We start from the raw sequence: 26,673 nt of genomic DNA on the forward strand, positions 1-26,673 counted from the left end.
CATCTCCCCCGCAAGGGGGGAAGATCGGCAGCTTCGCCGCCCCGCAAACATCTGAGGCGTTGCTACCGATCCACCCGCGTCGACAAAATAATCGACGACGAGGTCCGCTCTACCCCGTCCATCGCGCCGATCCGGTCGAGCAGCGCGTCGAGATCGCGGATCGACGGCGCGTCGACGATAACGATCATGTCGAAATTCCCGCTCACCGAATGCACCGTGCGGACCGGCGCCATCGCTTCCAGGCTGCGCACCACCTTGTCGGCGAGTTTCGGCGTGACGGTGAGCAGCACATGCGCCTTGACCAGCCCTTGCTCGTAGTCGAGCGACAGCCTCGCCCCATAGCCGGCGATGATGCCGCGCTGCTCCAGCCGCTCGATGCGGCTCTGCACCGTCGTGCGCGACACGCCGAGCTGCCGCGCGAGCTCCGCCGTCGAAGCGCGGGCGTTGGCGCGCAGCAGGGTAAGCAGGGCTTGTTCGGCTTCCGTGATCATTTCGACGAAACCTTTCGGCAGATCGCTTAAAGTTTGGCTTCATATTGCCAGATTCCACGCTTCCTTTCGACAGGTAAGCTGCGAAGATTCTCGTCAATCGAATTGGCCCAAATCAGGATTGGCCCAAATCAGAATTCGCAGGGGATATTGATCATGAAGAACATCGTTGTCGTCGGCGCCGGCAAGATCGGCTCGACCATCGCCGAAATGCTGAGCGCCACGGGCGACTATCGCGTCACGCTCGTCGACCGCTCGGCCGCCCAGCTTGCCGCCGCCGAACTGCCGGCCGGCGTCGAGACGCAGGAGCTCGACATCGCCGCCGTGGGTGAGCTCGAGAAGGTTCTCGCCGGCAAGTTCGCCGTGCTGAGCGCCGCGCCCTTCCACCTCACCACCCGCATCGCCGAGGCGGCCGCCGCCACCGGCGTGCACTATCTCGACCTGACCGAGGATGTCGTTTCGACCCGCCGCGTCAAGGAGCTGGCGCGTGACGCCGAGAGCGCCTTCATCCCGCAATGCGGCCTGGCGCCGGGTTTCATCTCGATCGTCGCCAACGATCTCGCCAGCCGCTTCGACACGCTGGAAAGCGTGCGCATGCGGGTCGGCGCGCTGCCGCAATATCCGTCCAACGCGCTGAACTACAACCTCACCTGGAGCACCGACGGCGTCATCAACGAATATTGCGAGCCTTGCGAGGCGATCGTCGAGGGCGAGCTGATCGAAGTGCCTCCGCTGGAGGAGCGCGAGGAATTCTCGCTCGACGGCGTCACCTATGAGGCCTTCAACACCTCGGGCGGCCTCGGCACGCTCGCCGAGACGCTGAAGGGCAAGGTGCGCACGCTGAACTACCGCACCATCCGCTATCCCGGCCACGCCGCGATCATGAAGGCGCTGCTCAACGATCTGGGCCTGCGCCACCGCCGCGACGTGCTGAAGGACATCTTTGAGAGCGCGCTGCCTTCGACGCTGCAGGACGTGGTTATCGTCTTCGTCACCGTCTCGGGCCGCCGCAACGGCCGCCTGCTGCAGGAGACCTACGCCAACAAGATCTATTCGCAGCGCGTCGGCAACATCGTGCGCAGCGCCATCCAGATCACCACCGCTTCCGGCATCTGCGCCGTGCTCGACATGCTGGCCGACGGCTCGCTGCCGGCGAAGGGTTTCGTGCGCCAGGAAGACATCGCCCTCGACGCCTTCCTCGCCAACCGCTTCGGCCGCGCCTACGCCCAGCACGAGATGGCGAGCAGGCTGGCGGGTTGAGCGGCGCCTTTCCTCTCCCCCGTCGATCGGGGGAGAGGTGTCGAGCGCAGCTCGACGGGTTGGGGGTCGACCGGCGCCGGGCGGTTGCTATTTCAAGCCGGATGCCTGGCCCTGGTTGAGGCCCCGGTGGTGATGTGTAGTTGTCAGCGGCAGCGCATCTGAGCAGCGCCTTCCCCCACTCCGTCGCCGCTTCGCGGCGCCACCTCTCCCCCCTCCGGAGGGAAAGGAAAGGAGCTTGGCGGACTAAGTTCGCGCCTTTCCTCTCCCCCGTCGATCGGGGGAGAGGTGTCGAGCGCAGCTCGACGGAGCGGGGGTCGACCGGCGCAGGACTCAGACATGCAGCGCGTGGCCGAGCGCCTTCAGCGCCGCTTCCTGGAAACCTTCGCCCTGCGTCGGATGCGCATGGATCGTGCCGGCGATGTCCTCAAGCCGCGCGCCCATTTCCAGCGCCAGGCCAAAGGCGGCCGCCAGCTCCGAAACGCCTTGCCCGACCGCCTGGATGCCCAGCACCAGATGATTGTCGGCCCTCGCCACCAAGCGTACGAACCCATCCTCGCCTTGCTTGGTCATCGCCCGGCCGTTGGCGGCGAACGGGAACTGGCCGATCTTGATCTCGCCGGCTAGCGCCTTCGCCTCTTCCGGTGACAGGCCCGCGGTGATCAGCTCCGGATCGGTGAAGCAGATCGCCGGAATGGCGCGCTTGTCCCAGCTTCTTTTGTGGCCGGCGACGATCTCGGCCACCATCTCGCCTTGCGCCATGGCGCGATGCGCCAGCATCGGCTCGCCGGTGACGTCGCCGATGGCAAAAATGCCGCGCATCGAGGTGCGGCACTGGTCGTCGATGCGGATGAATTTTCCCGCCTTGTCGAGGTCGATCTGCTCCAGGCCCCAGCCCTCGGTCAGCGGCTTGCGCCCGACCGTCACCAGTATCCTGTCGGCGGCGAGTTTGGCGTTCTTGCCGTCTGATGTCTCGACCAGCAGCGCGTCGCCCTTGCCCGCCTGTCCCTGGGTCGACAATCCCTTCGCCTTGGCCCCCAGCATCACCTCGACGCCGAGCTCGCCGAGCCGCTTCAGCACCGGCCGGGTCAGCTCGGCGTCGTATTGCGCGAGCACGCGCGGCAGCGCTTCGACCACGGTGACCTTGGCGCCCATCTTGGCGAAAGCCATGCCGAGCTCGAGCCCGATATAGCCGCCGCCGACGACCGCGAGCTTCTTCGGCACGTCGCTCAGCGCCAGCGCTTCGGTGGACGAGATGACCGGCCCGCCGAAAGGCAGGAACGGCAATTCGACCGGCGTCGAGCCGGTGGCGATCACCACCGTCTCGGCGCGGATCACCTGCGTGCCGGTCTCGGTCTCGACCTCGACGGTCTTGCCGTCCCGGAACGTCGCCCAGCCTTGCACGGTCTTGACCTTGGCCTTCTTGAGCAATCCGGCAACGCCGCTATTAAGGCGGCTAACGATCCCGTCCTTCCAGGCGACGGTTTTTGCGAGCTCCAGCGTCGGCGCGGCGACCTTGATGCCCAGCGGATCCTTGCCGCCTGCCATATGCGCGACCTTCTCGAACTCCTCCGCCGCATGGATCAGCGCCTTGGACGGGATGCAGCCGACATTAAGGCAGGTGCCGCCCGGCTTGCCTACCTCGACGATGACCGTGTCGACGCCGAGCTGTCCGGCGCGGATGGCGCAGACATAGCCGCCCGGACCGGCGCCGATGACCAGCAGCTTGCAGGAGATCTCTTTCATGGGGTCCTCGTCGCTAAGCACGGGGATTTTGCCAAGCGGGCACACGACGGCGAATGTCGAGAGCCCAGGCGGGAACCAAGGTGGTTGGCGGATATCGTCCGAACTTCGTCATTCCAGGGCGAAGCAAGGAGCGAAGCGACGCGCGCAGACCCTGGAATCCATGCCGTGACGTTCGAACGTTGCAACGGTGCAGAATTCTGCGCCGCTGCGTCCTTCGCCGTCGGGCGCGGCATGGATCCTCGGGTCAAGCCCGAGGATGACGAAGGTGCGCGGGCAACGTCTCTATCCATAACCTCTAATCCACGAAGATCAGCGCCGGCGTCTCGAGCAGCGCCTTGATCCGCTGCACGAACACCGCGGCATCCCAACCGTCGATGATGCGATGGTCGAAACTGGACGACAGGTTCATCATCTTGCGCGGGATGAACTGCGTGCCGTCCCATACCGGCCGCACCATGATCTTGTTGACGCCGATGATCGCCACTTCCGGATAGTTGATGACCGGCGTGGTCGCGACGCCACCCATGGCGCCGAGCGAGGTGATGGTGATGGTCGAGCCGGACAGCTCCTCGCGCGTCGCCGTACCGGTCTTGGCCGCGTCGGCCAGCCGGTTGACTTCCGCAGCACTATCCCAAAGGTCGCGCGCCTCGGCATGTTTCACGACCGGCACCACCAGTCCGTTGGGCGTCTGCGCGGCGATGCCGATATGGATGCCCTCATGCTGGTGGATGATGCCGGCATCGTCGTCGAACAGCGCGTTGAGATTGGGCTGCTCGGCGATCGCCTTGACCATCGCCCGCATCAAAAACGGCAGCAGCGTCAGCTTGGGCCTTTCCGTCCCCCTGGCCCCGCGCTTCTCCTTGTTCAGCGTCGCGCGCAATTCCTCCAATGCCGTGACGTCGATCTCCTCGACATAGGTGATGTGCGGAATGCGCGACTTCGCCAGCGACATCCTTTCGGCGATCTTGCGCCGCAGGCCAACCACCTTGATGTCCTCGACGCCGTCCTTCCGGGCAAGCCCGGTCGCGCGGGCCAGTTGCGGACCACGCGCGACGAACGCATCGATGTCCTCATGGCTGATGCGCCCGGCCGGACCACTGCCCGCGACCTGGCGCAGATCGATGCCGGCCTCCCTGGCGCGCAGCCGAACGGCAGGCGAAGCCAGCGGCTTTTCGCCTTCCGCACGCGGCGCGGCGGAAACGGGGGCGGGACGCGTGGTTTTCGACGCGCCGGCGATCGTCTTCTGCGCCTCTGCCGGCTTTGATGCCGCCCTCGGCGCGGCCGGCGCTGGCGCCGGCTTTGTTTCAGCCGGCTCAGCCGGAGCTTTCGCCGCGGGCGCGGCCTCGGCGCCCTTCACATTGCCCTCGCCGGCTACCTTCAACCGCACGATCGGCGAGCCGATCGCCACCGTGTCGCCGATCGCCGCGCCGAGCCAAAGGATTTCGCCATCGACCGGCGACGGGATCTCGACGGTCGCCTTGTCGGTCATGACGGCGGCGAGGACCGTGTCCTCGCGCACGAGGTCGCCGACCTTGACGTGCCACTCGACGAGCTCGGCCTCGGCGACGCCTTCGCCGACATCGGGCAGTTTGATGATGTGTTCGCCCAACCAGGCCTCCCCGCTCTAAGCTTCCAATGTCTCGATAAGCGCGCGCCCGACCCGCGCCGGGCCGGGGAAATAGTCCCATTCCTGCGCATGCGGATAGGGCGTGTCCCAGCCGGCGACCCGCGCCACCGGCGCTTCCAGATGATAGAAGCAGTTTTCCTGCACCAGCGAGACCAGCTCGGCGCCGAAGCCGGAGGTCAGCGTCGCCTCGTGCACGACGACGCAGCGGCCGGTCTTTTTCACCGAGGCGACGATCGTGTCGAGGTCGAGCGGCAAAAGCGTTCTCAGATCGATCACCTCGGCGTCGATGCCGGTCTCCTCGGCCGCGGCCTGCGCGACATAGACCATCGTGCCATAGGCAAGCACCGTGACCGCCGAGCCTTGCCTGCGTATCGCAGCCTTGCCGAGGGGGATCGTGTAATGGCCGTCGGCGACTTCGCCGAGCTCATGCTTCGACCATGGCGTCACCGGACGGTCGTGGTGACCGTCGAACGGACCGTTGTAGAGCCGCTTCGGCTCAAGGAAGATCACCGGATCCGGATCCTCTATCGCCGCGATCAGCAGACCCTTGGCGTCGTGCGGGTTGGACGGCACCACCGTCTTCAGGCCGGAGACATGGGTGAACAGGGCTTCCGGGCTCTGGCTGTGCGTCTGGCCGCCAAAGATGCCGCCGCCGGTCGGCATGCGCACCACGATCGGGCAGGTGAAGTCGCCGTTCGAGCGGTAGCGCAGCCGCGCCGCTTCCTGCGTCAGCTGGTCGTAGGCCGGATACATGTAGTCGGCAAACTGAATCTCGACACAGGGCTTCAGGCCGTAGGCGGCCATGCCGATGGCCGAGCCGACGATGCCGGATTCGTTGATCGGCGCGTCGAAGCAGCGGCTGCGGCCATACTTCGCCTGCAGGCCCTGCGTGGCGCGGAAGACGCCGCCGAAGAATCCGACATCCTCGCCATAGACGATGACTTTGTCGTCGCGCCCCATCGAGACGTCGAGCGCGTCGCGGATCGCCTCGATCATGGTCTTCCTGGGCATGGTCAGACCCCCGCCTGCTGGCGCTGGCGCCTCAGATGCGGCGGCATCTCTTCGTAGAGCCCTTCGAACATGTCGCGGGTCGATGGTTTGCCGCCGGCATGCAGCGTGCCGTGGCCCTCGGCCTCCTTCTGCGCGGCGATCACCGTTTCGAGGATCTCGGCTTCGGCCTGGGTGTGACGATCCTCCGACCAGACGCCCTTGTGGATAAGATGGTTCTTCAGCCGGATGACCGGATCGCCGAGCGGCCAGGCATCCGATTCCGCCTTTGGCCGGTAGGCCGACGGATCGTCCGACGTCGAATGCGCGCCGGTGCGGTAGGTGACATATTCGACCAGCGTCGGCCCGAGATTGGCGCGCGCCCGCTCCGCTGCCCATTTCGCCACGGCGTGCACCGCGAGATAGTCATTGCCGTCGACGCGCAACGCCGGAATGCCGAAGCCAAGGCCGCGCGCTGCAAACGTGCCGGAGCCGCCGCGCGCGATACCCTGGAAGGTCGAGATCGCCCACTGGTTGTTGACGACGTTGAGGATGACCGGCGCCTTGTAGGTCGAAGCGAAGACCAGCGCGGAATGGAAATCGGACTCCGCGGTCGAGCCGTCGCCGATCCAGGCGGCCGCGATGCGCGAATCGTTGGAGATCGCCGAGGCCATCGCCCAGCCGACCGCCTGTATATATTGCGTCGCCAGATTGCCGGAGATCGAGAAGAAGCCGTGCTCCTTCGAGGAGTACATCACCGGCAGCTGCCGGCCTTTCAGCGGATCGGCCTCGTTGGAATAGATCTGGTTCATCATCGTGACCATCGGATAGCCGTCGGCGATCAAAAGGCCGGCCTGCCGGTAGGTCGGGAAGTTCATGTCGCCCGGCTGCAGCGCCTTGCGGAAAGCGCAGCTCACCGCCTCCTCGCCGAGATGCTGCATGTAGAAGGAGGTCTTGCCCTGGCGCTGCGCCATCTGCATGCGCGCATCGAAGGTCCTGAGCGTCATCATATGGCGCAGGCCTTCGAGCAGTTCCTGGTCGCTGAGCAGCCCGGCCCATGGCCCGACCGCCTCGCCGGCGCGGTTCAGCACCCGGATGATGGAAAAGGCCATGTCGCGGATGGTGCGCGGATCGACGTCGATCTCCGGACGCGGCACCGAACCGGCCTTGGGAATGGTCACATTCGAGAAATCGGGCGTGCCGCCGGGCCGAACCTCGGGCTCGGGCACATGGAAGCGCAACATTCCAGCATCGGCCATGAGCTCACATCCTCCAATGTTGCCGGTGCGATCTTTGCACATCCGCGCCGCCAGACCAGTGCCAATTCGCCGGGTCTGGGCACAGCCTTCCCCTTCGGCCGTCGGCTCGTGGAACCGATGCGGCACACAAGCGCCAAGATGCAGATATGGCGGCGAAATTTCTTGTCGATGTTTTTGCGCTGCGCGCAATTTGGCGGAAGTTTGCGGGGCGATTGCCGCCAGAAAAGACAACCAAAGCATGCGCCGCGGCCGCCGCAGTTAATCTCCCAGTCGTGGGAGAGACGCCCGGCAGAGCAGAGGCGGGCGTGACAGCGCTAATTTAGGATCGTCATTCTAGGGCGGAGCAACGAGCGGAGCGACGCGCGTAGACCCTAGATTCCGTGCCGTGACGTTAAGGCGTTGCAGCAGTTACAGAATATTCTGCACCCTTGCGTCTTTGGCAGAGGGTCACTGCATGGAGTCTCGGGTCAAGCCCGAGAATGGCGAAGAGAGGCCGGCCGCTTCTCCGTTCACTCGGCCCCCGCCCCGTGCTAACCCACCCGCATGGCACAGAAGAAAGGATACGAGGTCGATTCGTGGCTGGCGAGGCCGGATCCAGCCATGGCGATCGTCCTGCTTTACGGCCCCGACCGCGGCCTCGTCGCCGAGCGGGCGAAGACCTTCGCCGCGAAAACCGGCCTGCCGCTCGACGACCCATTCTCCGTGGTCAGGCTGGACGGCGCGGAAGTCGACCGCGACGAGGGCCGGCTGCTCGACGAAGCCCGCACCGTGCCGATGTTTTCCGACCGGCGGCTGCTTTGGGTGCGCAATGCCAGCGGCCAGAAATCGCTGGCCGACGACGTCAAGGTGCTGACCGCCGAACCCGCGCGCGACGCCATCATCCTCATCGAAGCCGGCGACCTGAAGAAGGGCACCGGCCTCAGGGCCATCGTCGAGGCCGCCGGCAACGCCATCGCTTTGCCCTGCTATGCCGACGAGGCCCGCGACCTCGATACGGTGATCGACGACGAACTGCGCAAGGCCGGCATGTCGATGACGCTCGACGCCCGCCAGGCGCTGCGCCGCAATCTCGGCGGCGATCGCCTCGCCTCGCGCGGCGAGATCGAGAAACTGGTGCTTTATGCGCACGGCCAAAAGGAGATCGACATCAGCGACGTCAACGTCCTGTCCGGCGATGTCTCCGGCGCGTCTTTCGACGCCGCGGTCGACGCCGTGCTGGACGGCAAGGTCGGCGACTTCGACATCGCCTTCAACCGCCATTGCCAGTCAGGCGGCCATCCCTTCCTGGTCCTGTCCTCGGCGATGCGGCAACTGCAGGCGATCCAGGTGATGCGCGGCCAGATGGAGACCGGCGGCCGCAATGCCGCCTCGGTCGTCGCCGGCGCCCGTCCGCCCGTCTTCTTCTCGCGCCGCAGGCTGGTGGAAAAGACGCTGGAGCGCTGGACTGTCGAGGCGCTCGGTCGCGCGCTCGGCCGGCTGCAGACGGCGGTGCTGCAGACCCGCAAGCGGCCGGACCTGTCCGAAGCGCTGGCAAGGCAGGCGCTGCTCGGGATTGCGATCGAGAGTGCGAGGCTGGGGCAAAGGTAAACGCCGGCGATTGGCGACCGCCGGGCGACAGCTAACTCCCTCCTTGTAGCGGTGATGGCCTGCCCACCCTCCGGAGCTGCTGCGCAGCTGCTGCGAAGGACGGGCAGGCCAAATGAGTGCTGTCCCACCAGCGTATTCTTCGTCATTCTAGGGCGAAGCAAGGAGCGAAGCGACGCGCGCAGACCCTAGAAACCATGCCGTGACATTGGCCGTAGACTGCTGCCGTCCAGAATAGCCGTTGCCGACAGCGCCAGCTAAGATCGCAACATGACAGGCTACGTTTACATGACCGCGAGCCAGAAGGGCGGCACGATCTATATCGGTGTCACCAACGACCTTGCTCGTCGCATGCCAGAGCACAAGACCGGCCAAGGCTCCAGCTTCACCAGCCGTACGGTGTGCAGCGTCTGGTCTGGTACGAGGAGTATCTCGACATCACCGACGCCATCCAGCGTGAGACATCATTGAAGCGCTGGCCGCGCCAATGGAAGGTTGAATTGATCGAGAAGACCAATCCTGAATGGTTCGAGTTGTTTCGCGGAATTGGCTGGTGAATGTCCTGAACTGTCGCGGCGCTCAGGCGTCACGGCATGGTTTCTAGGGTCTGCGCGCGTCGCTTCGCTCCTTGCTTCGCCCTAGAATGACGAAGGATACGTCCTGCCCTGTCGTTGCTCAATTCTCAATTCATCATCATCTGGTCCATCGGCTGGAAGGTCGGCAGCGCCTGTGGAAAGACCAGCACCGCCGCGCCGTAAGGGAGCAGAGCGATTCCCGACACCCTGGCTATCCGCTCTCCCGACGGCAGGGTCTTTTCCGCAAAGATCAGCAAGGTGACCACGGCTATTGCGGCGACATTCATGATCCCGAGCAAAAAGACGGCGAGAAACAGGAGCCAGCAGCAGCCAAGACAAAGGGCCCCATGCTCGATGCCCATGCCTGCCGCGCCCCAACGACCGTCGCGCCATGAGGTCAGGATGAAACCGATGGGCGTGCGGCATTTGGCCAGGCAAATATCCTTCAATGGGGAGAGCTGATAGGCACCCGCAACGATCAGCAGCACGCCGCCGATGCGCGCGGCCGTCGCGGCGGACATTCCCATCTGCCCGCCAAGCATCTCCGCGCCGGCCGCGCCGGCAAAGGCGAGAACGCCAATCGCGCCCCAAACCAGCATGTAGCCGGCCACGAACACCCAGGTGGAGACGAAGGTTTCGCCGCGCCCCCGCTTGGCCGCTTGAACCTGGTGAAACGTCAGGATCATCGGGGCGGCCGTCGGAAACATCATGGCAATCATCATGACGATCCAGACGGCAAGAAAGAGCGGCGCCGTCATGCCCATGGTGGGCGAGTAGATTTCCATGCGCATGTCCGCATCCATGCCGATCTGCTGTCGGATGAGCAGAGTCCACGACGCCGCGGCGCTCGCAATCAGCAGCGCGAGAACGATGTTTCGCTGCAGTGTCAGCGTCATGGGCGAGTCCGTCCGGCCATGCGGTCAAGGACTATTGCTGGCCGGACCAATTGATCGGAGCGTAGTGCGCGTTTCGGCGCGAATTATCCCAACTCATGCCATGGTCGCTGAACGTATTGCCTTCCACGCCCATCGCCAGGCCTAGCCAGTCTGGATTGACGGGATGGCCGGTGGCCGCCCACATCTCGCCGTCCTCGCGCATTGTCGGCAACGGTTCGACCGCCAGCTGCATCACGCCGGCAACCTCCACCGACCGCTTCTTGCCATCGACCTGGTATTTGATCGGCGCCTTCTTCGCTCCCAGATTGGTGCTGATCATCGGCGCGAAGGCAGCCATCGGCCCACCCGCGGCGCCGGTGAAGATGGCGCCTAGCGCCTCTGTTTGCCGGTCATCCGCACGTTCGTCGATATAGGCCGCCGCCGTCCAATTGCCCTCCGCCATCGGACCTGGCGTGTGAGCAACCATCGCGACATTGAGCCCGTCCAGTCGAACGTCGCCGAAACTGCCCTTGTCGATATGAAAGACCAGGGCGACGTCGCAAACGCCTTTCGTCGGTTTCGATGTCAGCTGCGCTTTGGTCGACAGCAGGCAAGGACATACGACATCGCAGCTGCAATTTTCGAAGTAGCTTCCAGACAATTGCCAACTGACTGCCATTTGCACCTCCCGTTTGCGTCAGGCGCGTCGGGCATATCGCTTTGGCGAGGCGGTGCCGTTTCACGAACACGATCGGAACGGCAGAGAGCCCTCTTCGCGACTGATCGGCACGCCGGGGCATAACTTAAGTTCGAGCTAATAGAAGGTACGCCGTTGCCCCGGACTGTCAAGCGGAGGGCGCCGGCGCTGGAACGTCGGGTCGCTCGGCCGCGTGCGGCTGCAGACAGCGGTGCTGCCGACGCGCAAACGGCAGACCTGTCCGATGCACTGGCGCGACAGGCTGTGTTTCGCGATTGTGCTGCAAAACGCTTGTGATTGGCGAAACCGACGCGCCGGCTGATCTCCCCTCGTGGGCTTTTGTGAGGGAGGATGTCCAGGAGGACAGAGGGGGCGCGAAGGAACGCCAACCATCTCCGTCGTCATTCCAGGGCTGAGCAAGGAGCGGAGCGACGCGCGCAGACTCTAGAATCCATTCCGTGACGCTAAGGCATTGCAACGTTTACAGAATTTTGTACCGCTGAGCCCTTCGGCCTCGGTCACGGAATGGATCCTCGGGTCAAGCCCGGGGATAACGACGCGTGGGTTGCGGCTAGAGAAGCGCTGATACGCTGGCCGGACAGCGTCCCTCCTGTCCTGTCGGCCAACTCCCCTCAAGTCGGAGATCTGCCGCCACCCGCCTTCAATGATCGGCGCGCAAAAAAAAGGGCCGGCGCATCGCCCAAGCCCTGTTTATCACCGATATATCACGCATATCCAGCCTTAAGCCAAAACCTCAGGTTCCAGCAAATACCGTTGCGCCGCAGCCGCCTACCGCTCGTCCTTCAGCCGCCGGCACAACTCGTCGAGCTGGTCCAGCGAGCGATAGTTGACCCTGAGCGTGCCGCCCTTGCCCTTGTGCTCGATGCTGACGATCATGCCGATCGTATCGGTCATCAGCTTCTCGAGCGCTAGCGTGTCGGGGTCCTTGTCCGACGCGCTTGCCGCGGGCCTGGTCTTGGCCGGTGTCGGGCCGGCGGGCATCTGCGCCAGCGCTTCCGCCTGGCGCACCGAAAGCCCTTCCTTGACGATGCGCTTGGCGAGCCCGGCCGGGTCCTCCGCGGTTACCAGCGTGCGGGCATGACCGGCCGAGAGATCGCCGTCGACCAGCATGCTATGGATGACGGGGGGCAGCTTCAGAAGCCGTAGTGTGTTGGCGACATGGCTGCGGCTCTTGCCGATCACCTGGCCGAGATCGGCCTGGGTGTAGCCGTGCTCGTCGATCAGCTGCTGATAGCCTTGCGCCTCCTCGACCGGATTGAGGTCGGCGCGCTGCACGTTCTCGATGATCGCCAGCTCCAGCGCGGTGCGGTCGTTGACGTCGCGCACGATCAGCGGGATCTCGGTCAGGCCGGCGCGCTGCGCCGCCCGCCAGCGCCGCTCGCCGGCGATGATCTCGTAGCGGCCGGGCTGCGAGGGCGAGGGGCGCGCCACGACCGGCTGCACCACGCCGTGCTCACGGATCGACTGGGCGAGATCGGTGAGCTCGGCGTCGCCGAAATGCCGGCGCGGATTCTTCGGGTTCGGGCTGACGAACTCGATCGGCACCTTGCCGTCGGCCGCCACCGCCGCGCTCGGCTTTTCGGGCGCTGCCGGACGGTCGATCTCGCCGATCAGCGCCGCGAGGCCGCGGCCCAGTCTTTTTCTCGATTGGTCTTCGCTCATGAGTTTGTCCAGATCGTTTCGGAATCGAATAGGCTAATTAACCAAGCCGCGCGATGATGCAGCTCAGGCCGCGCGCAGCTTGCGCTCGCGGCGGATCACTTCGGAGGCGAGCTGCAGATAGGCCTGGCTGCCCGAGCATTTCAGGTCATAGAGGATCGCCGGCTTGCCGTAGGACGGCGCTTCGGACACACGTACATTGCGTGGAATGATCGTCTCATAGACCTTGTCGCCCATATGGGTGCGAACATCCTGCACCACCTGGTTGGCGAGGTTGTTGCGCCCGTCATACATGGTCAGCACGATGCCCTGGATGGTGAGGTCCGGGTTGATGGTATTGCGCACCTGCTCGACCGTCTCCAGCAATTGGCTGAGACCCTCCAGCGCGAAGAACTCGCATTGCAGCGGCACGAGAATGGAATCGGCCGCTGCCATTGAATTCAAAGTCAAAAGGTTGAGTGAGGGCGGGCAGTCGATCAGCACATAGCCGAACGGGGCCGAACGCTCGGAGGCGGCGCGCAGCGCATTGCGCAACTTGAGCACGCGGTCGGGCGCCGAGGCGATTTCCATCTCGATGCCGAGAAGGTCGAGCGTCGAGGGTATGATGGACAGGCCGGGCACCGCCGTCGGCACCGCGGCCTGCTCCAGCTCGAGCTCGCCCGTCAGCACGTCATAGGACGAGACGGTGCGGTCCTTGCGGTCGATGCCGAGGCCGGTGCTGGCATTGCCCTGCGGGTCAAGATCGACGATCAGCACGCGCTCGCCGATCGCGGCCAGCGCCGTGGCCAGGTTGATGGCCGTCGTCGTCTTGCCGACGCCGCCTTTCTGGTTGGCAACAGTGATGATACGCGGTGCTGTGCTCATGGGCCTATGCCAGTAATTCATTGCTGTTTCGCCGGGCGCAATTCAGTGATTTCAAGGATGACGCCGTGTGGGTCGGTCATGCTCGAATGTTCTACCAGATCGAAGCCCCAGCGGTGAGTGCTTTCTTCCACCTCGGCACGGTAATCCCGGCCTTTATGGAAAAGCGCGCGTGACCCTTTGGTCAGCCACGGCGCAGCCAGGTCGAGCAGATCCGGAAGGGCGGCCAGCGCTCTGGCGGTTACGATTTCCGGTGCGGAAACAAGCGCATAGCTGTCGTCGATGCGCTTGGCCAGGACCCGTGCGGGCAAATTGAACTGGCCGATGACCGATTGCAGAAACGAAGCCTTCTTGCGGTTGCTCTCGACCAAGTCGATCGACGCGCCGGTCCGCTCGGCCAGCAGAAAGCCGAGCACCAATCCCGGAAACCCGCCGCCCGAACCAAGGTCGACCCAGCGCGTGGCAGTGGGTGCGATTCGCGCGAGTTGGGCGCTATCCAGGATATGGCGGCGCCAGACATCGTCCAGTGTCGATGGCGCAGTCAGGTTGATGCTGCGGTTCCATTTCAGGAACAGCTCTTCGAAGGCCCGAAGCCGCTCGAATGTTTCACGTGAAACCGGACCCGCCGCCTTTTGCAGATCGTCCCAGGCGCTCACGCCACGTCCCTTCGCGCGGCGAGCTCGGCGTTGCGGACATGAGCCACGATGATGGCCAGCGCAGCGGGCGTCATGCCTTCCATCCGCTGAGCATCGGCGATCGAACGCGGCTGGCGCGTCTTCATCTTCTGCTTCAACTCGTTCGAAAGTCCGGGAACATCAGAGAAATCGATCGCCTCGGGGATGAGCCGCGATTCCTCATGCCTGATCTGGGCGACATCGGCCTGTTGCCTATCAAGGTAAACCGAATATTTCGCTTCCGTTTCGAGCCGTTCCGCCGTCTTGGCGTCAAGCGCGGCAAAGCGCGGCTCGACACGAATCAGCCACGCCATGTCGACGCCCGGATGCGCCAAAAGCTCATAGGCCGTGCGGCGCACACCGTCCTTGTTGATCTCCAGCCCATGCCGCGCCGCTTCGTTCGGCGTCAGCGTCACGGACTTTGCCAGCGCGCGGGCCTGATCCAGTTTCAGCGCGATCTCGCCGAACCGCTGCATCCGCGGCGAGGCTACGATGCCGAGCTTGTCGGCCAGCGGCGTCAGCCGCTCATCGGCATTGTCGGCGCGCAGCGACAGCCGGAACTCCGCCCGCGAGGTGAACATCCGGTAAGGCTCGGCGATGCCGCGGCTGGTCAGGTCGTCGACCATCACGCCGATATAGGCCTCGGTGCGGCTGAGCACCACCGGTTCGCCGGCGGAAGCCTTGCGCGCCGCATTGATACCGGCGAGCAGACCTTGCGCGCCGGCCTCTTCGTAGCCGGTCGTGCCGTTGATCTGCCCGGCCAGGAACAGGCCGGTCACGCGGTTCGTCTCCAGCGTCGTCTTGAGCTCGCGCGGATCGACATGGTCGTATTCGATGGCGTAGCCGGGCTGCAGCATCGTCGCCTTTTCCAACCCGGGAATGGTCTTCAGGATGTCGAGCTGCACATCTTCCGGCAGCGAGGTCGAAATGCCGTTCGGATAGACGGTATCGTCGTCGAGACCTTCCGGCTCGAGGAAGATCTGGTGACCCTCGCGGTCGCCGAACTTGACGATCTTGTCCTCGATCGAGGGACAGTAGCGCGGCCCGACGCCTTCGATCGACCCGGAATACATCGCCGAGCGGCCAAGATTGGCGCGGATCAGGTCATGCGTCGCCGGCACGGTGCGCGTGATGCCGCAATGGATCTGCGGATTGACGATTGCGTCCGTCATCAGCGAGAACGGCACCGGATCCTCGTCCGCCGCCTGGCTTTCCAGCGACGCCCAATCGATGGTGCGGCCGTCGAGGCGAGGGGGCGTGCCGGTCTTCAGGCGCCCGAGCTTGAAGCCCGCACGCGCCATGGTGGCCGAAAGCCCATGGCTTGCCTGTTCGTTCATGCGGCCGGCGACGATCTTCCTCTCGCCGATATGGATCAGCCCGCGCAGGAACGTGCCGGTGGTCAGCACCACGGCGCCGCAGGTCAGCCGCCGGTCGCCGGAGACCAGCACCGCCGCGACACGACCGTCCTCGATTGCGAGATCGAGAACCTCGCCCTCGACCACGTCGAGATTGGCCTGTTCATCGATCGCGGCCTGCATGGCAAGTCGATAGAGCTTGCGGTCGGCCTGGGTGCGCGGACCGCGCACGGCCGGCCCCTTGCGGCGGTTGAGCAGGCGGAACTGGATGCCGGCGGCATCCGCGATGCGGCCCATGAGCCCGTCCATGGCATCGATCTCGCGCACGAGATGGCCCTTGCCGAGGCCACCGATCGCCGGATTGCAGGACATGACGCCGATCGTGTCGAAGCGCAGCGTCACCAGCGCGGTCCTGGCGCCGGCGCGCGCGGCAGCGCTCGCCGCCTCGCAGCCGGCATGGCCGCCGCCCACCACCACCACATCATAGTGATCGGTCATTTTCCAAAAATCCGCTTTCAGAGATTGCCCGACACATGTCCCCGGTCATCACGCTCTGTCAAGGACGAAGGCCCGACTCGTTTCACGTGAAACACGCATCCGAAGCCCGAATGTTTCACGTGAGTCATCGCCGCACAGGACCCGCGTCGTGTTTCACGTGAATCATTTACCGATGCAGAACTGCGAAAAGATGACGTCGAGCAGATCCTCGACATCGACCGCGCCGATGATCCGGCCGAGGCGATCCGCCGCCAATCGTAATTCCTCGGCCCTCAGTTCCTGGCTGTGCCCGGCCAGCGCCGCCCGCAAGAAGCCCGTCGTCTCCTTGAGCAGCTCGACATGCCGCAGCCTCGACGGAAGGACTTCACCCGCGGCCCCGGCTGCCTTGGCGGCACGGTTTCCGATCTCGTCGAGAAGAGCGCCGAGCCCGGCGCCGTTCCTGGAAGAGATCGCCAAATCATATGCGCCAGCGCCGACGCCGGCGATATCGGACTTCGTCCCGACGCGCAGCAGCGGAGCCCCGCTCGCAACTTCGCCGACGGGCACAGGGTCGGCCATGTCCTCCAGCAGCAGGATCAGGTCTGTCTCCCCGGCCTTGGCCCTGGCACGCTCGATGCCGATCGATTCGACCGTACCCGCGGCATCCCGCAGGCCGGCCGTGTCGACGATCCGCACCTTCAGCCCGTCGAGGTCCATGGCGACCTCGAGCAAATCGCGAGTCGTGCCCGGCTCGTCGGTGACGATCGCTGCGTCGCGCCTGGCCAGCGCGTTGAACAGGCTGGACTTGCCGGCATTCGGCGCACCGAGGATCACAACCTCGAACCCGTCGCGAATGATCTCGGCTGCCTTGAATCCTTCAACATGCCGATCGATCTCGCCGATCATTGCCGACACGTCAGACCAAACCGCATCCGAAACGGAGCCCGGCACGTCCTCTTCGTCGGCAAAGTCGATTTCCGCCTCGATCATGGCCCGCGCATGGATCAGCCGGCGCCGCCAGTTCGAATAGAGCTCGCTCTGCGCACCGTCCGCGTTGCGCAAGGCGAAACGGCGCTGCGCCTCGGTCTCGGCATTGACCAGATCGGCCAATGCCTCCGTCTCGACCAGATCCAGCCTGCCGTTGAGAAAGGCGCGCCGGCTGAACTCGCCAGGCTCGGCATGCCTGACACCTTCGAAGCCCGTGATCGTCTCCAGCATCTTGGCCGCGACGGCGCGGCTGCCATGGACTTGGAATTCGGCAACATCCTCGCCCGTAAAGCTGCCGGGACCTGGAAAGAACAGGACAAGCCCGTGATCGATGACCGAGCCGTCCGCGGCCCTGAGCTTGCGCAACGTGGTAAACCGATCCTTAACGGTGCCCGCAATCGTTTCGACCACGAATCGAGTCTTCGGGCCAGAGACACGGATGACGGCAAGGCCGGCGGGCAGGCGGCCGCTGGACAGCGCAACGATCGAATCCTTCGAAGCCATTGGTGAAACCATTTGCCGGACCTGCCGAACCGCCTAGATTAGAGGTAGAGCATGTCGGTCGAAAATCGCTCACGGTTTTCGACATCACGCTTTGCCGCATCAAACCCAAATGCCGAGCCCGCCCATCGTGACCTTGCCCGCACGAAACCTGCTTGCCGAAGAGGCCAGCCCCTATCTGCAGCAGCACAGCGACAATCCCGTCCATTGGCGCGGCTGGTCGCCCGCGGCCCTTGCCGAGGCGAAGCAGCTCGGGCGGCCGATCCTGCTCTCCATCGGCTATGCCGCCTGCCACTGGTGCCATGTCATGGCGCATGAAAGCTTCGAGAACGACGCCGTGGCGGCCGTCATGAACCGGCTCTACGTGAATATCAAGGTCGATCGCGAGGAACGGCCGGACATCGACCAGATCTATATGGCCGCGCTCCACGCCATGGGCGAGCAGGGCGGCTGGCCGCTGACCATGTTCCTGACGCCCGACGGCAAGCCCTTCTGGGGCGGCACCTATTTCCCGCGCGAGGCGCGTTACGGAAGGCCGGGCTTCATCCAGGTGCTGGAAGCGGTCGACAAGGCCTGGCGCGAAAAGCGGCAGAGCCTTGCCGAAAGCGCGGACGGGCTGACCGCCCATGTCGAGCAGCGGCTTGCCGGCGCGACAGGCAGGGCCGTGCTCGACCGCGATACGCTGGCCGATCTCGTCGGCCGCATCGACGGCATGATCGACCGCGAACTCGGCGGCTTGAAGGGCGCGCCCAAATTCCCCAACGCGCCGTTCATGCACGCGCTTTGGCTGTCCTGGCTGCGGGACGGCCGGGCGGAACATCGCGATGCCGTACTCGCCAGCCTCGAAAAAATGCTCGCCGGCGGCATCTACGATCATGTCGGCGGCGGCCTCAGCCGCTACTCGACCGACGCCGAATGGCTGGTGCCGCATTTCGAGAAGATGCTTTACGACAACGCCCAGCTCATCCGCTTGTGCAACTGGGCCCATGCCGCCACCGGGAACGACTTGTTTCGCGTACGAATCGAAGAAACCGCCGGCTGGCTGCTGCGCGAGATGCTGGTCGACGGCGGCGCCTTCGCCGCCAGCCTCGATGCCGACAGCGACGGCGAGGAGGGGCTTTTTTACACATGGAACCGCGAGGAGGTCGAAGCCGCGCTCGGTGACGATGCGTCGACCTTCTTCCGGTATTTCGAGCTGGCCGCCCCGCATGGCTGGGAAGGCAAGCCGATCATTCGCCAGACCGAAGCACAGCAAAGTCAGGGCATCGCCGATTATAGTCAGCTCGTGCCGCTGAAGGCCAAGCTGCTGGCCGTCCGCGAACAGCGGATCAGGCCTGGCCGAGACGGCAAGGCGCTCACCGACTGGAACGGGCTGATGATCGCGGCGCTCGCCGAGGCAGGCCGCTCACTTGGGCGCCGTGAGTGGATCGATGCCGCAGCCAAGGCTTTCGCCCATATCGTCGAGGCCAGCCAGGATGGCCGCCTGCCGCATTCCATGCTCGGCGCGAAGAGACTGTTCCCGGCGCTGTCCAGCGACTACGCCGCCATGACCAACGCGGCCATCGCGCTGTTCGAGGCGACCGGCGATCCGGCTTATTCGGATCGCGCCATGCAGTTCATCGGCGAGCTCGACCGCTGGCACCAGGACGACGACAAGACCGGCTACTGGTTGACGGCGTCGGACAGCGGCGACGTTCCGATCCGCATCCGCGGCGATGTCGACGAGGCGATACCTTCCGCCATCAGCCAGATTATCGAGGCGCTGGTGCGGCTGTCGTCGCTCACCGGCGACCTCGATATCGCGGAAAAGGCCTGGACGGCCGCCGAGCACGCCATGGGCCGCGCGTCCCAGCAGGCCTATGGCCAAGCCGGCATCGTCAATGCCTGCGCGCTGGCGCTCGAGCCATTGAAGCTCGTGATCATAGATAGGCCAGATACCCCGAGCCTCGTTCCGGTTGCGAATCGGAATCCCGATCCGCGCCGGGTGGACATCGCAGTGTCGATCGGAACGGAAGCGAATCGACCGCTATTGCCGGGCGGCGTGCTGCCGCCGACGGACAAGGCAGGCGCCTGGTTCTGCAGCGGGCAGGTGTGTCTGCCGGTGGTGACGAATGCGGGTGAGTTGGAGAAGTTGCTGCGGCGAAGCTGAGAGGCCCGCGAGGCCGAGATCGGTTTCTTCGTCATCCTCGGGCTTGACCCGAGGATCCATGCCGTGACGTTTGCCGAAGAACGCAGCGGCGCAGAATTCTGCACCGCTGCAAGGCCCAAAAGTAACGGCATGGATCCTAGGGTCTACGCCGCGTCGCTCCGCTCCTTGCTCCGCCTTGGAATGACGAAGAAAAGGGGCGGACTACCGCGCCCACCCAATCACGTATTCATCGAATCGAAGAAGTCCGCGTTGGTCTTGGTCTGCTTGAGCTTGTCGATGAGGAACTCGATCGCGTCGGTCGTGCCCATCGGCGCCAGGATGCGGCGCAGCACGAAGATCTTCTGCAGGTCCCCGCGCGGCACCAGTAGGTCCTCCTTGCGGGTGCCCGACTTGAGGATGTCCATCGCCGGGTAGATGCGCTTGTCGGCCACCTTGCGGTCGAGCTGGATTTCGCAGTTGCCGGTGCCCTTGAACTCTTCGAAGATGACTTCGTCCATGCGGCTGCCCGTATCGATCAGCGCGGTGGCGATGATGGTCAGCGAGCCGCCTTCCTCGATGTTGCGGGCGGCGCCGAAGAAGCGCTTCGGGCGCTGCAGCGCGTTGGCGTCGACGCCGCCGGTCAGCACCTTGCCGGATGACGGCACGACGGTGTTGTAGGCGCGGCCGAGACGCGTGATCGAATCGAGCAGGATGACGACGTCGCGGCCATGCTCGACCAGACGCTTGGCCTTCTCGATCACCATTTCGGCGACCTGCACGTGGCGCACCGCCGGCTCGTCGAAGGTCGAGGAGATGACCTCACCCTTAACCGAGCGCTGCATGTCGGTCACTTCCTCCGGACGCTCGTCGATCAAAAGCACGATCAGATAGCATTCCGGATGGTTGGCGGTGATCGAATGGGCGATGTTCTGCATCAGCACCGTCTTGCCGGTGCGCGGCTGCGCGTTGATCAACGCGCGCTGGCCCTTGCCGATCGGCGCGACCAGGTCGATCACGCGCGGCGAGATATCCTTGGAGGTCGAATTGTCGATCTCCATCTTCAGCCGCTTGGTCGGATAGAGCGGCGTCAGATTGTCGAAGTGGATCTTGTGACGGATCTTTTCAGGATCGTCGAAATTGATGGTGTTGACCTTGAGCAGCGCGAAATAGCGCTCGCCCTCTTTCGGGCTGCGGATCGGCCCTTCGACCGTATCGCCGGTCTTGAGCGAAAAGCGCCTGATCTGCGACGGCGAGATGTAGATGTCGTCGGGACCCGGCAGGTAGTTTGCGTTGGCGGAGCGCAGGAAGCCGAAACCGTCCTGCAGCACCTCGACCACGCCGTCGCCGATGATCTCGATGTCCTGGGCGGCGAGCTTCTTCAGGATCGCGAACATCAGCTCCTGCTTGCGCATGACGCTGGCGTTCTCCACCTCGAGCGTCTCGGCATAAGCGATCAGCTCTGGCGGCTTCTTGTTCTTGAACTCTGCGAGTTTCATTTCTTGCATTAGATAGACTCTGGGTAGGCTTTGGGGAGGAAAATCGGCTGAATACGACAAATGCCGGGCGCGGCCGAAAGCGAGTGAAAGGGGCGGCGCATGACGGGAAGGAAGACCCGTCTTTTATCGTCGGTCGCCTGAAAGAGCAAGCCGCCTTTTGCTGGGCTTCTGCTGGATTGAAGGAAGCCTGGAGCACGATCCCGAAAAGTGGCAACCGGTTTTCGGAAAGATCATGCTCCCGATCTAAAACGGCTTCACGACGACCAGGATGACGATGACGATCATCAGCAATGTGGGGATCTCGTTGACGATCCGCCAGTGCCGCGCCGGTTTTTCGTTCTTGTCCTCGGCGAATTTCCGGACCGCGGCGGCGAGATAGCCATGCAGACCCGACAGGACGAGCACCAGCGCGATCTTGGCGTGCAGCCAGCCGCCCTGGAAGCCAAAGCCCTTCCAGGCGAGCCAAAGCCCGAACACCCAGGTCACGATCATCGCCGGGTTGATGATTCCCCGCAGCAGCCGGCGTTCCATCACCTTGAAGGTCTCGGACTGCACCGAGCCTTTCTCGGCATCGACGTGATAGACCAAGAGCCGCGGCAGATAGAGCATGCCGGCCATCCAGGCGATGACGGCGATCACATGGATCGCCTTGGCCCAGGGGTAGAAGCCGTCGCCCGCCACGAAATAGAGCAGCGCGCTAAGCACGACGAGCACGACAATGCCGATCGCCATGCGCTTCATCGCCTGGCCAGTGCTGTTCCCACTGCTCGCGCTGTTCTCATTGCTCATCGGCGGCTCCTCACCATTTTCACCATCGCCTCGACATGCGCCACCGGCGTCTCCGGCGTGATGCCGTGGCCGAGATTGAAGATCAGCGGCCCACCACCCAAAGTTCTCAGAATCGCATCGACGCCGTCGGCCAGCGCCTTGCCGCCGGCGACCAGGCGCAGCGGATCGAGATTGCCTTGCACCGCTCCGTCGCGCTGCAAGTCCTTCGCCATCGACAGCGGCACGGTCCAGTCGAGGCCGAGACCGACAATGCCGGTCTTCCTCCTGTAGTCGCGATAGCGCTCGCCGGCGCCCTTCGGAAAACCGATCACTGGCACGTTCGGGTGAGCCGCCTTCACCTGCCGGACGATCTCGGCCACCGGTTCGACGCAGAAGGCCTCGAAGGATGGTTCGTCCAGCACGCCCGACCACGAATCGAAAATCTGCACCGCATCGGCGCCGGCTTCGATCTGGCGAATGAGATAGGCGGCCGAGTGTTCGGCCAGAATCTTCAGAAGCCGTGCGAAGGCCTCGGGCTCGCGATAGGCGAAAAGCCGGGCAGGGCCCTGGTCGGGCGTGCCGTGCCCGGCAATCATATAGGTCGCCACCGTCCAGGGCGCTCCGCAGAAGCCGAGCAGCGTCGTCTCGTCGGGCAGTTTTGCGCGCAACCGGCGCACCGTCTCGTAGACCGGTTCGAGATTCACGTGAAACATACCGCCGTCCAGCCCGTGAATCTCCGATGCCGAGATCGGCTTCAGGATCGGGCCGCGGCCCTCTTCGAAGCGGACATCCCGCCCCAGGGCGTTGGGCACGACGAGAATATCGGAGAACAGGATCGAGGCATCGAAGCCGAAGCGTTCGATCGGCTGCAGCGTTACCTCGACGGCAAGGTCCGGGTCATAGCAGAGATCGAGGAAGGATCCGGCCCGCTTCCTGGTCTCCCGGTATTCGGGAAGATAGCGGCCCGCCTGACGCATCATCCAGAGCGGCGGCGGTGCAACCGTCTCGCCCTTGAGGACGTCCAGCATGATCCGTTTCGCAGCCATTTGGCGCTGTCCCCTCCGGTGTCTCTTAAATCAAATATCTATTTTAAAAGAGTCTTCTGATTCTAAGAGTCTGTTGGTTGTGATGGTTGCGACCTGTCCAGCCTGCGGCTCGAAAAGACCAGTCAGCATATTGTCGCGTACTCGCTTTCGCAATTTGGAGGGATCTGGGGACGAAGCGGATTCAGGCTTTCGAGTCAAAAGCTTGGCCTTTCGGCTCTGGACTTCCCGCTGTGGACGAAATCGGCCAAGAAAAGTTGATCCCCAGTTTTGTCCCCAGCGCCGCGACAAAGCCTACAGCGGGTCGAATTGTGGACAAGCGGCCATCTGATACAGTCGCTTCCCGACCCGAGGCCTGCCCATCCAGCCTTGTCCACAATTGCCCACAGCCTGGACCCATCCCCTGTGAACAAACCTCAGAGCTTCTTCCACCTGCATCTGATCTCCGACGCCACCGGCGAGACGCTGCTCGCGGCCGGCCGCGCGGCGTCGGCGCAATACAAGGATGCGCGCGCCATCGAGCATATCTATCCGCTGATCCGCACGGAAAAGCAGATCGCCAAGGTCTTCGAGGATATCGAGGAGGAGCCCGGCATCATTCTCTATACGGTGGTCGACCAGAAGCTGGCGCGCTCGATCGACGAGCGCTGCGCGGCGATGGGCCTGCCTTGCGTGTCGGTGCTGGAGCCGGTGCTGACGGTCTTCCAGTCCTATCTCGGCACGCCGGCCGGCCGCCGCGTCGGCGCCCAGCACGTGCTCGACGCCGAATATTTCCGCCGCATCGATGCCTTGAACTTCACCATGGAGCATGATGACGGCCAGCTGCCGGCCAATATGGACGATGCCGATATCGTGCTGATCGGCATCTCGCGGACCTCGAAGACGCCGACCAGCATCTATCTCGCCAATCGCGGCATCAAGACCGCCAACATCCCGATCGTGCTCGGCGTGCCGCTGCCCGAAAGCCTGATCGCCGCCAGGACGCCCTTGGTCGTCGGCCTCATCGCCACGGCCGAACGCATCTCGCATGTGAGGCAAAACCGCATCCTCGGCAACAGCGCCGCCTTCGTGCCGACCGACTATGTCGACCGCGCCGCCATCAACGAGGAGCTCGCCTATGCCCGCCAGCTCTGCACGCGGCATGGCTGGCCGATGATCGATGTCAGCCGCCGCTCCATCGAGGAAACGGCGGCCGCGATCGTTGCCCTGCGGGGAAAGACGCGCTAACTGGGATTTGCCGAGACGCCGGCCGCTTCGTCATCGTAGGGCGGAGCAAGGTGCAAAGCGACGCGGCGCAGACCCTAGGATCCATGCCGTGACGTCGAACTGTTGCGACGGTGTAGAATTCTGCTCCGCTGCGCCCCCCGGCTGAGGTTATGGCATGGATCCTAGGGTCTTCGCTCCTGCTTCGCCCTAGGATGACGAAGTTCGTAAGGCTTTGGCCATTCTCCAAAGTTTGTGCTGGACCCCCAGACAAACGATGGGTCAACAGCGTCAGGGAGCTAGTTGGGCGAAACATCATGGCCGAGAAAATCATCCTCGCTTCGGGCAGCCCCTACCGTAAGGCGATGCTCGTCAGCGCCGGCCTCGACATCGAGGCGGTGCCGGCAAATGTCGACGAGCGCGCGCTCGAGGCTCCGCTGAAGGACAGCGGCGCTTCACCCGAGGATGTCGCGTCGATCCTGGCCGAGGCCAAGGCGACCGAGGTCAGCGAACGCAAGCCGGGCGCTCTGGTGCTCGGCTGCGACCAGACGCTGTCGCTGGGCGACGAGATCTTTCACAAGCCCGCCGACATGGAAAGCGCGCGGAGACATCTGCTCGCTTTGTCCGGCAAGACGCATCAATTGAACAGCGCCGCCGTGCTTTGCCGCGACGGCGAGGTGCTGTGGCGCCATGTCGGCGTCGCCAGCCTCACCATGCGCAAGCTCGATCCGGCCTTTATCGGCCGGCATCTGGCGCGTGTCGGCCCCAAGGCGCTGTCCAGCGTCGGCGCCTACCAGATCGAGGGCGAAGGCATCCAGCTGTTCGAGAAGATCGAGGGCGATTATTTCACCATCGTCGGCCTGCCGCTTTTGCCGGTGCTGAAGGAGCTGCGCGAACTGGGGGCCATCGATGGTTGAGAAAAAGGCCTTCGTCACGGGACATCCGATCGCGCATTCGCGCTCGCCGAAAATCCACGGCTATTGGCTCGAGCAATACGGCATCGACGGAAGCTACCAGGCGATCGATGTCGCGCCGGCGGATTTCGCCGCGTTCCTGAAATCTCTCGGCGAGCACGGCTACCGCGGCGGCAACGTCACCATTCCGCACAAGGAGGCAGCCTTCGCCGGCGTCGCCCGCCGCGACCATGCGGCCGATGAAATCGGCGCCGTCAACACCTTGTGGTTCGAGGATGGCCTTCTCTGGGGCGGCAACACGGACGGCTACGGCTTTGCCGCCAACCTCGACGAGCATGCGCCCGGCTGGGCAATCAATGGGCCGGCCGTGGTTCTGGGTGCCGGCGGCGCCTCCCGCGCGGTCATCCACGCGCTGAAGGAGAGTGGCATCAAGGACATCCGCATCGTCAATCGGACGCTGGCAAGGGCCGAGGAACTCGGGCGCCATTTTGGCGCCGGGGTCTCGGCGCATGGCGCCGATGCGCTCGGCGAGCTGCTTGCCGATGCCGGCCTTCTCATCAACACCACATCGCTCGGCATGCATGGCAATGAAACCTTGGCCGCCGATCCGGGCGCGTTGCTGGACCACGCCATCGTCACCGACATTGTCTATGTGCCGCTGGAGACGCCTTTGCTCGCCGCCGCCAGCGCGCGCGGCCTGAAGACCGTCGATGGTCTCGGCATGCTGCTGCATCAGGCGGTGCCCGGCTTCGAACGCTGGTTCGGCCGGAAACCCGACGTTACGTCCGAGCTGCGAAGCATGATCGTCGCCGACATCGAGGGCCATCGATGATCGTGCTCGGCCTCACCGGATCGATCGGCATGGGCAAGTCGGCGACGGCGAAAATGTTCGCCGAGGCCGGCGTGCCGGTGCATGATTCCGACGAGACCGTGCATCGCCTCTATTCCGGCAAGGCGGCCCCCCTGGTCGAGGCGGCCTTCCCGGGCACGACGCAGGCAGGCGTGGTCGATCGCGTCAAGCTCGCCGGAAAAGTGCTCGCCGATCCCGCCGCGCTGAAGAAGCTCGAGGCAATCGTCCATCCGCTGGTGCGCGCCGATGCCGACGCGTTCCTGGCCAAGCACCTCGCCGCCGGCGCGCCGCTTGCCGTGCTCGACATCCCGCTTTTGTTCGAGACCGGCGGCCGCGGCCGGGTCGACAAGGTCGTGGTCGTCACCGCCTCGCCCGAGATCCAGCGCGAGCGCGTGCTTGCCAGGCCGGGCATGAGCGAGGAGAAGTTTTCGTCGATCCTCGCCAAGCAGGTGCCCGATGCCGAAAAACGCCGGCAGGCCGATTTCATCATCGACACTGGAAATGGCTTCGAGGCGGCCCGTCAGGCGGTCGGGGCCGTCATCGGCGAATTGACGGGGGATAAGTCCGGCCGCGATCGCTCCTGACGTTCGCTGACAGCAGTCCCCATTGCCATTTTGTTCTGGTTTGTGATTCTGCTCATT

At 64.3% G+C, this 26,673-nt stretch carries 22 protein-coding genes and 1 pseudogene; 8 read left to right on the plus strand and 15 right to left on the minus strand.

Annotated elements, in window-relative coordinates; genetic code table 11:
* Positions 1 to 62: 62 nt before the first annotated feature.
* Entirely contained in the window at positions 63 to 491 is a 429-nt protein-coding gene (locus tag FJW10_RS27650) for an Lrp/AsnC family transcriptional regulator (protein WP_140902427.1), read from the minus strand.
* A 153-nt stretch (positions 492 to 644) separates the two neighbouring features.
* Here FJW10_RS27650 and FJW10_RS27655 point away from each other — a divergent pair, with 153 nt between their 5' ends.
* Complete coding sequence (locus FJW10_RS27655; RefSeq protein ID WP_140902428.1) at positions 645 to 1,748, plus strand: saccharopine dehydrogenase family protein; 1,104 nt, start codon at positions 645 to 647, stop codon at positions 1,746 to 1,748.
* A gap of 330 nt (positions 1,749 to 2,078) precedes the next feature.
* Here the strand turns inward: FJW10_RS27655 and lpdA are convergent, their stop codons facing one another.
* The 4 genes from lpdA to FJW10_RS27680 form a co-directional block, all read right to left on the minus strand.
* Positions 2,079 to 3,491 carry a dihydrolipoyl dehydrogenase gene (gene lpdA / locus FJW10_RS27665; RefSeq protein WP_140902430.1) on the minus strand — a complete coding sequence of 471 codons (1,413 nt, stop codon included), beginning with the start codon at positions 3,489 to 3,491 and terminating at the stop codon, positions 2,079 to 2,081.
* A gap of 295 nt (positions 3,492 to 3,786) precedes the next feature.
* Entirely contained in the window at positions 3,787 to 5,100 is a 1,314-nt protein-coding gene (locus FJW10_RS27670; RefSeq protein ID WP_140902431.1) for a dihydrolipoamide acetyltransferase family protein, read from the minus strand.
* A gap of 15 nt (positions 5,101 to 5,115) precedes the next feature.
* Positions 5,116 to 6,129, minus strand: a complete 1,014-nt coding sequence (locus FJW10_RS27675) for an alpha-ketoacid dehydrogenase subunit beta (RefSeq protein ID WP_140837023.1) — start codon at positions 6,127 to 6,129, stop codon at positions 5,116 to 5,118.
* 2 nt (positions 6,130 to 6,131) lie between these two features.
* Positions 6,132 to 7,364: a 3-methyl-2-oxobutanoate dehydrogenase (2-methylpropanoyl-transferring) subunit alpha gene (locus FJW10_RS27680; protein ID WP_140902432.1), complete on the minus strand. Its 1,233-nt coding sequence runs from the start codon at positions 7,362 to 7,364 to the stop codon at positions 6,132 to 6,134.
* A 543-nt stretch (positions 7,365 to 7,907) separates the two neighbouring features.
* Between FJW10_RS27680 and holA the strand changes: the two genes are divergently transcribed.
* The gene (gene holA / locus FJW10_RS27685; RefSeq protein WP_140902433.1) at positions 7,908 to 8,951 is read left to right on the plus strand and encodes a DNA polymerase III subunit delta; all 1,044 of its coding nucleotides are present in this window, start codon (positions 7,908 to 7,910) and stop codon (positions 8,949 to 8,951) included.
* Between the two features lie 267 nt (positions 8,952 to 9,218).
* Positions 9,219 to 9,505 (plus strand): annotated as a pseudogene (locus tag FJW10_RS27690) (GIY-YIG nuclease family protein).
* A 125-nt stretch (positions 9,506 to 9,630) separates the two neighbouring features.
* On the opposite strand, the gene FJW10_RS27695 reads toward FJW10_RS27690, so the two are convergent.
* From FJW10_RS27695 to mnmE, 7 genes are all read right to left on the minus strand, one after another.
* A complete protein-coding gene (locus tag FJW10_RS27695; RefSeq protein WP_140902434.1) occupies positions 9,631 to 10,419 on the minus strand; it encodes a DUF2182 domain-containing protein in 789 nt (262 codons plus the stop codon).
* Positions 10,420 to 10,450: 31 nt separating this feature from the next.
* Positions 10,451 to 11,077 (minus strand): DUF1326 domain-containing protein, encoded by a 627-nt coding sequence (locus tag FJW10_RS27700; protein WP_140902435.1) that lies wholly within the window; start codon positions 11,075 to 11,077, stop codon positions 10,451 to 10,453.
* Between the two features lie 807 nt (positions 11,078 to 11,884).
* Positions 11,885 to 12,778, minus strand: a complete 894-nt coding sequence (locus FJW10_RS27705; protein WP_140645986.1) for a ParB/RepB/Spo0J family partition protein — start codon at positions 12,776 to 12,778, stop codon at positions 11,885 to 11,887.
* A gap of 63 nt (positions 12,779 to 12,841) precedes the next feature.
* Complete coding sequence (locus tag FJW10_RS27710; RefSeq protein WP_140902436.1) at positions 12,842 to 13,639, minus strand: ParA family protein; 798 nt, start codon at positions 13,637 to 13,639, stop codon at positions 12,842 to 12,844.
* Positions 13,640 to 13,656: 17 nt separating this feature from the next.
* Positions 13,657 to 14,292, minus strand: a complete 636-nt coding sequence (gene rsmG, locus FJW10_RS27715; RefSeq protein ID WP_140902437.1) for a 16S rRNA (guanine(527)-N(7))-methyltransferase RsmG — start codon at positions 14,290 to 14,292, stop codon at positions 13,657 to 13,659.
* Positions 14,289 to 16,163, minus strand: a complete 1,875-nt coding sequence (mnmG, locus tag FJW10_RS27720) for a tRNA uridine-5-carboxymethylaminomethyl(34) synthesis enzyme MnmG (protein WP_140902438.1) — start codon at positions 16,161 to 16,163, stop codon at positions 14,289 to 14,291. Before mnmG ends, rsmG begins: the two co-directional genes overlap by 4 nt.
* 162 nt (positions 16,164 to 16,325) lie before the next feature.
* Positions 16,326 to 17,633 (minus strand): tRNA uridine-5-carboxymethylaminomethyl(34) synthesis GTPase MnmE, encoded by a 1,308-nt coding sequence (gene mnmE, locus FJW10_RS27725; RefSeq protein ID WP_140902439.1) that lies wholly within the window; start codon positions 17,631 to 17,633, stop codon positions 16,326 to 16,328.
* A 127-nt stretch (positions 17,634 to 17,760) separates the two neighbouring features.
* Between mnmE and FJW10_RS27730 the strand changes: the two genes are divergently transcribed.
* Positions 17,761 to 19,779, plus strand: a complete 2,019-nt coding sequence (locus tag FJW10_RS27730; RefSeq protein WP_140902440.1) for a thioredoxin domain-containing protein — start codon at positions 17,761 to 17,763, stop codon at positions 19,777 to 19,779.
* A 218-nt stretch (positions 19,780 to 19,997) separates the two neighbouring features.
* Here FJW10_RS27730 and rho read toward each other — a convergent pair whose 3' ends face one another.
* The 3 genes from rho to hemE all read right to left on the minus strand — a co-directional run bounded on the left by rho (position 19,998) and on the right by hemE (position 23,068).
* A complete protein-coding gene (rho, locus tag FJW10_RS27735) occupies positions 19,998 to 21,263 on the minus strand; it encodes a transcription termination factor Rho (protein ID WP_140902441.1) in 1,266 nt (421 codons plus the stop codon).
* Positions 21,264 to 21,497: 234 nt separating this feature from the next.
* On the minus strand, positions 21,498 to 22,043 hold the full coding sequence (hemJ, locus tag FJW10_RS27740) for a protoporphyrinogen oxidase HemJ (protein WP_140902442.1): 546 nt from the start codon (positions 22,041 to 22,043) through the stop codon (positions 21,498 to 21,500).
* Positions 22,040 to 23,068 carry a uroporphyrinogen decarboxylase gene (gene hemE / locus FJW10_RS27745; protein ID WP_140902443.1) on the minus strand — a complete coding sequence of 343 codons (1,029 nt, stop codon included), beginning with the start codon at positions 23,066 to 23,068 and terminating at the stop codon, positions 22,040 to 22,042. The genes hemJ and hemE overlap by 4 nt, the downstream gene beginning before the upstream one ends.
* A 402-nt stretch (positions 23,069 to 23,470) precedes the next feature.
* Here hemE and FJW10_RS27750 point away from each other — a divergent pair, with 402 nt between their 5' ends.
* From FJW10_RS27750 to coaE, 4 genes are all read left to right on the plus strand, one after another.
* Positions 23,471 to 24,292: a pyruvate, water dikinase regulatory protein gene (locus tag FJW10_RS27750; protein ID WP_140836999.1), complete on the plus strand. Its 822-nt coding sequence runs from the start codon at positions 23,471 to 23,473 to the stop codon at positions 24,290 to 24,292.
* A gap of 293 nt (positions 24,293 to 24,585) precedes the next feature.
* Positions 24,586 to 25,185, plus strand: a complete 600-nt coding sequence (locus FJW10_RS27755) for a Maf-like protein (protein ID WP_140902444.1) — start codon at positions 24,586 to 24,588, stop codon at positions 25,183 to 25,185.
* The gene (locus FJW10_RS27760; RefSeq protein WP_140902445.1) at positions 25,178 to 26,014 is read left to right on the plus strand and encodes a shikimate dehydrogenase; all 837 of its coding nucleotides are present in this window, start codon (positions 25,178 to 25,180) and stop codon (positions 26,012 to 26,014) included. Before FJW10_RS27755 ends, FJW10_RS27760 begins: the two co-directional genes overlap by 8 nt.
* The gene (gene coaE / locus FJW10_RS27765) at positions 26,011 to 26,616 is read left to right on the plus strand and encodes a dephospho-CoA kinase (protein WP_140902446.1); all 606 of its coding nucleotides are present in this window, start codon (positions 26,011 to 26,013) and stop codon (positions 26,614 to 26,616) included. Before FJW10_RS27760 ends, coaE begins: the two co-directional genes overlap by 4 nt.
* Positions 26,617 to 26,673: the final 57 nt, after the last annotated feature.

Source organism: Mesorhizobium sp. B4-1-1 (assembly GCF_006439375.1).
Classification (GTDB): domain Bacteria; phylum Pseudomonadota; class Alphaproteobacteria; order Rhizobiales; family Rhizobiaceae; genus Mesorhizobium.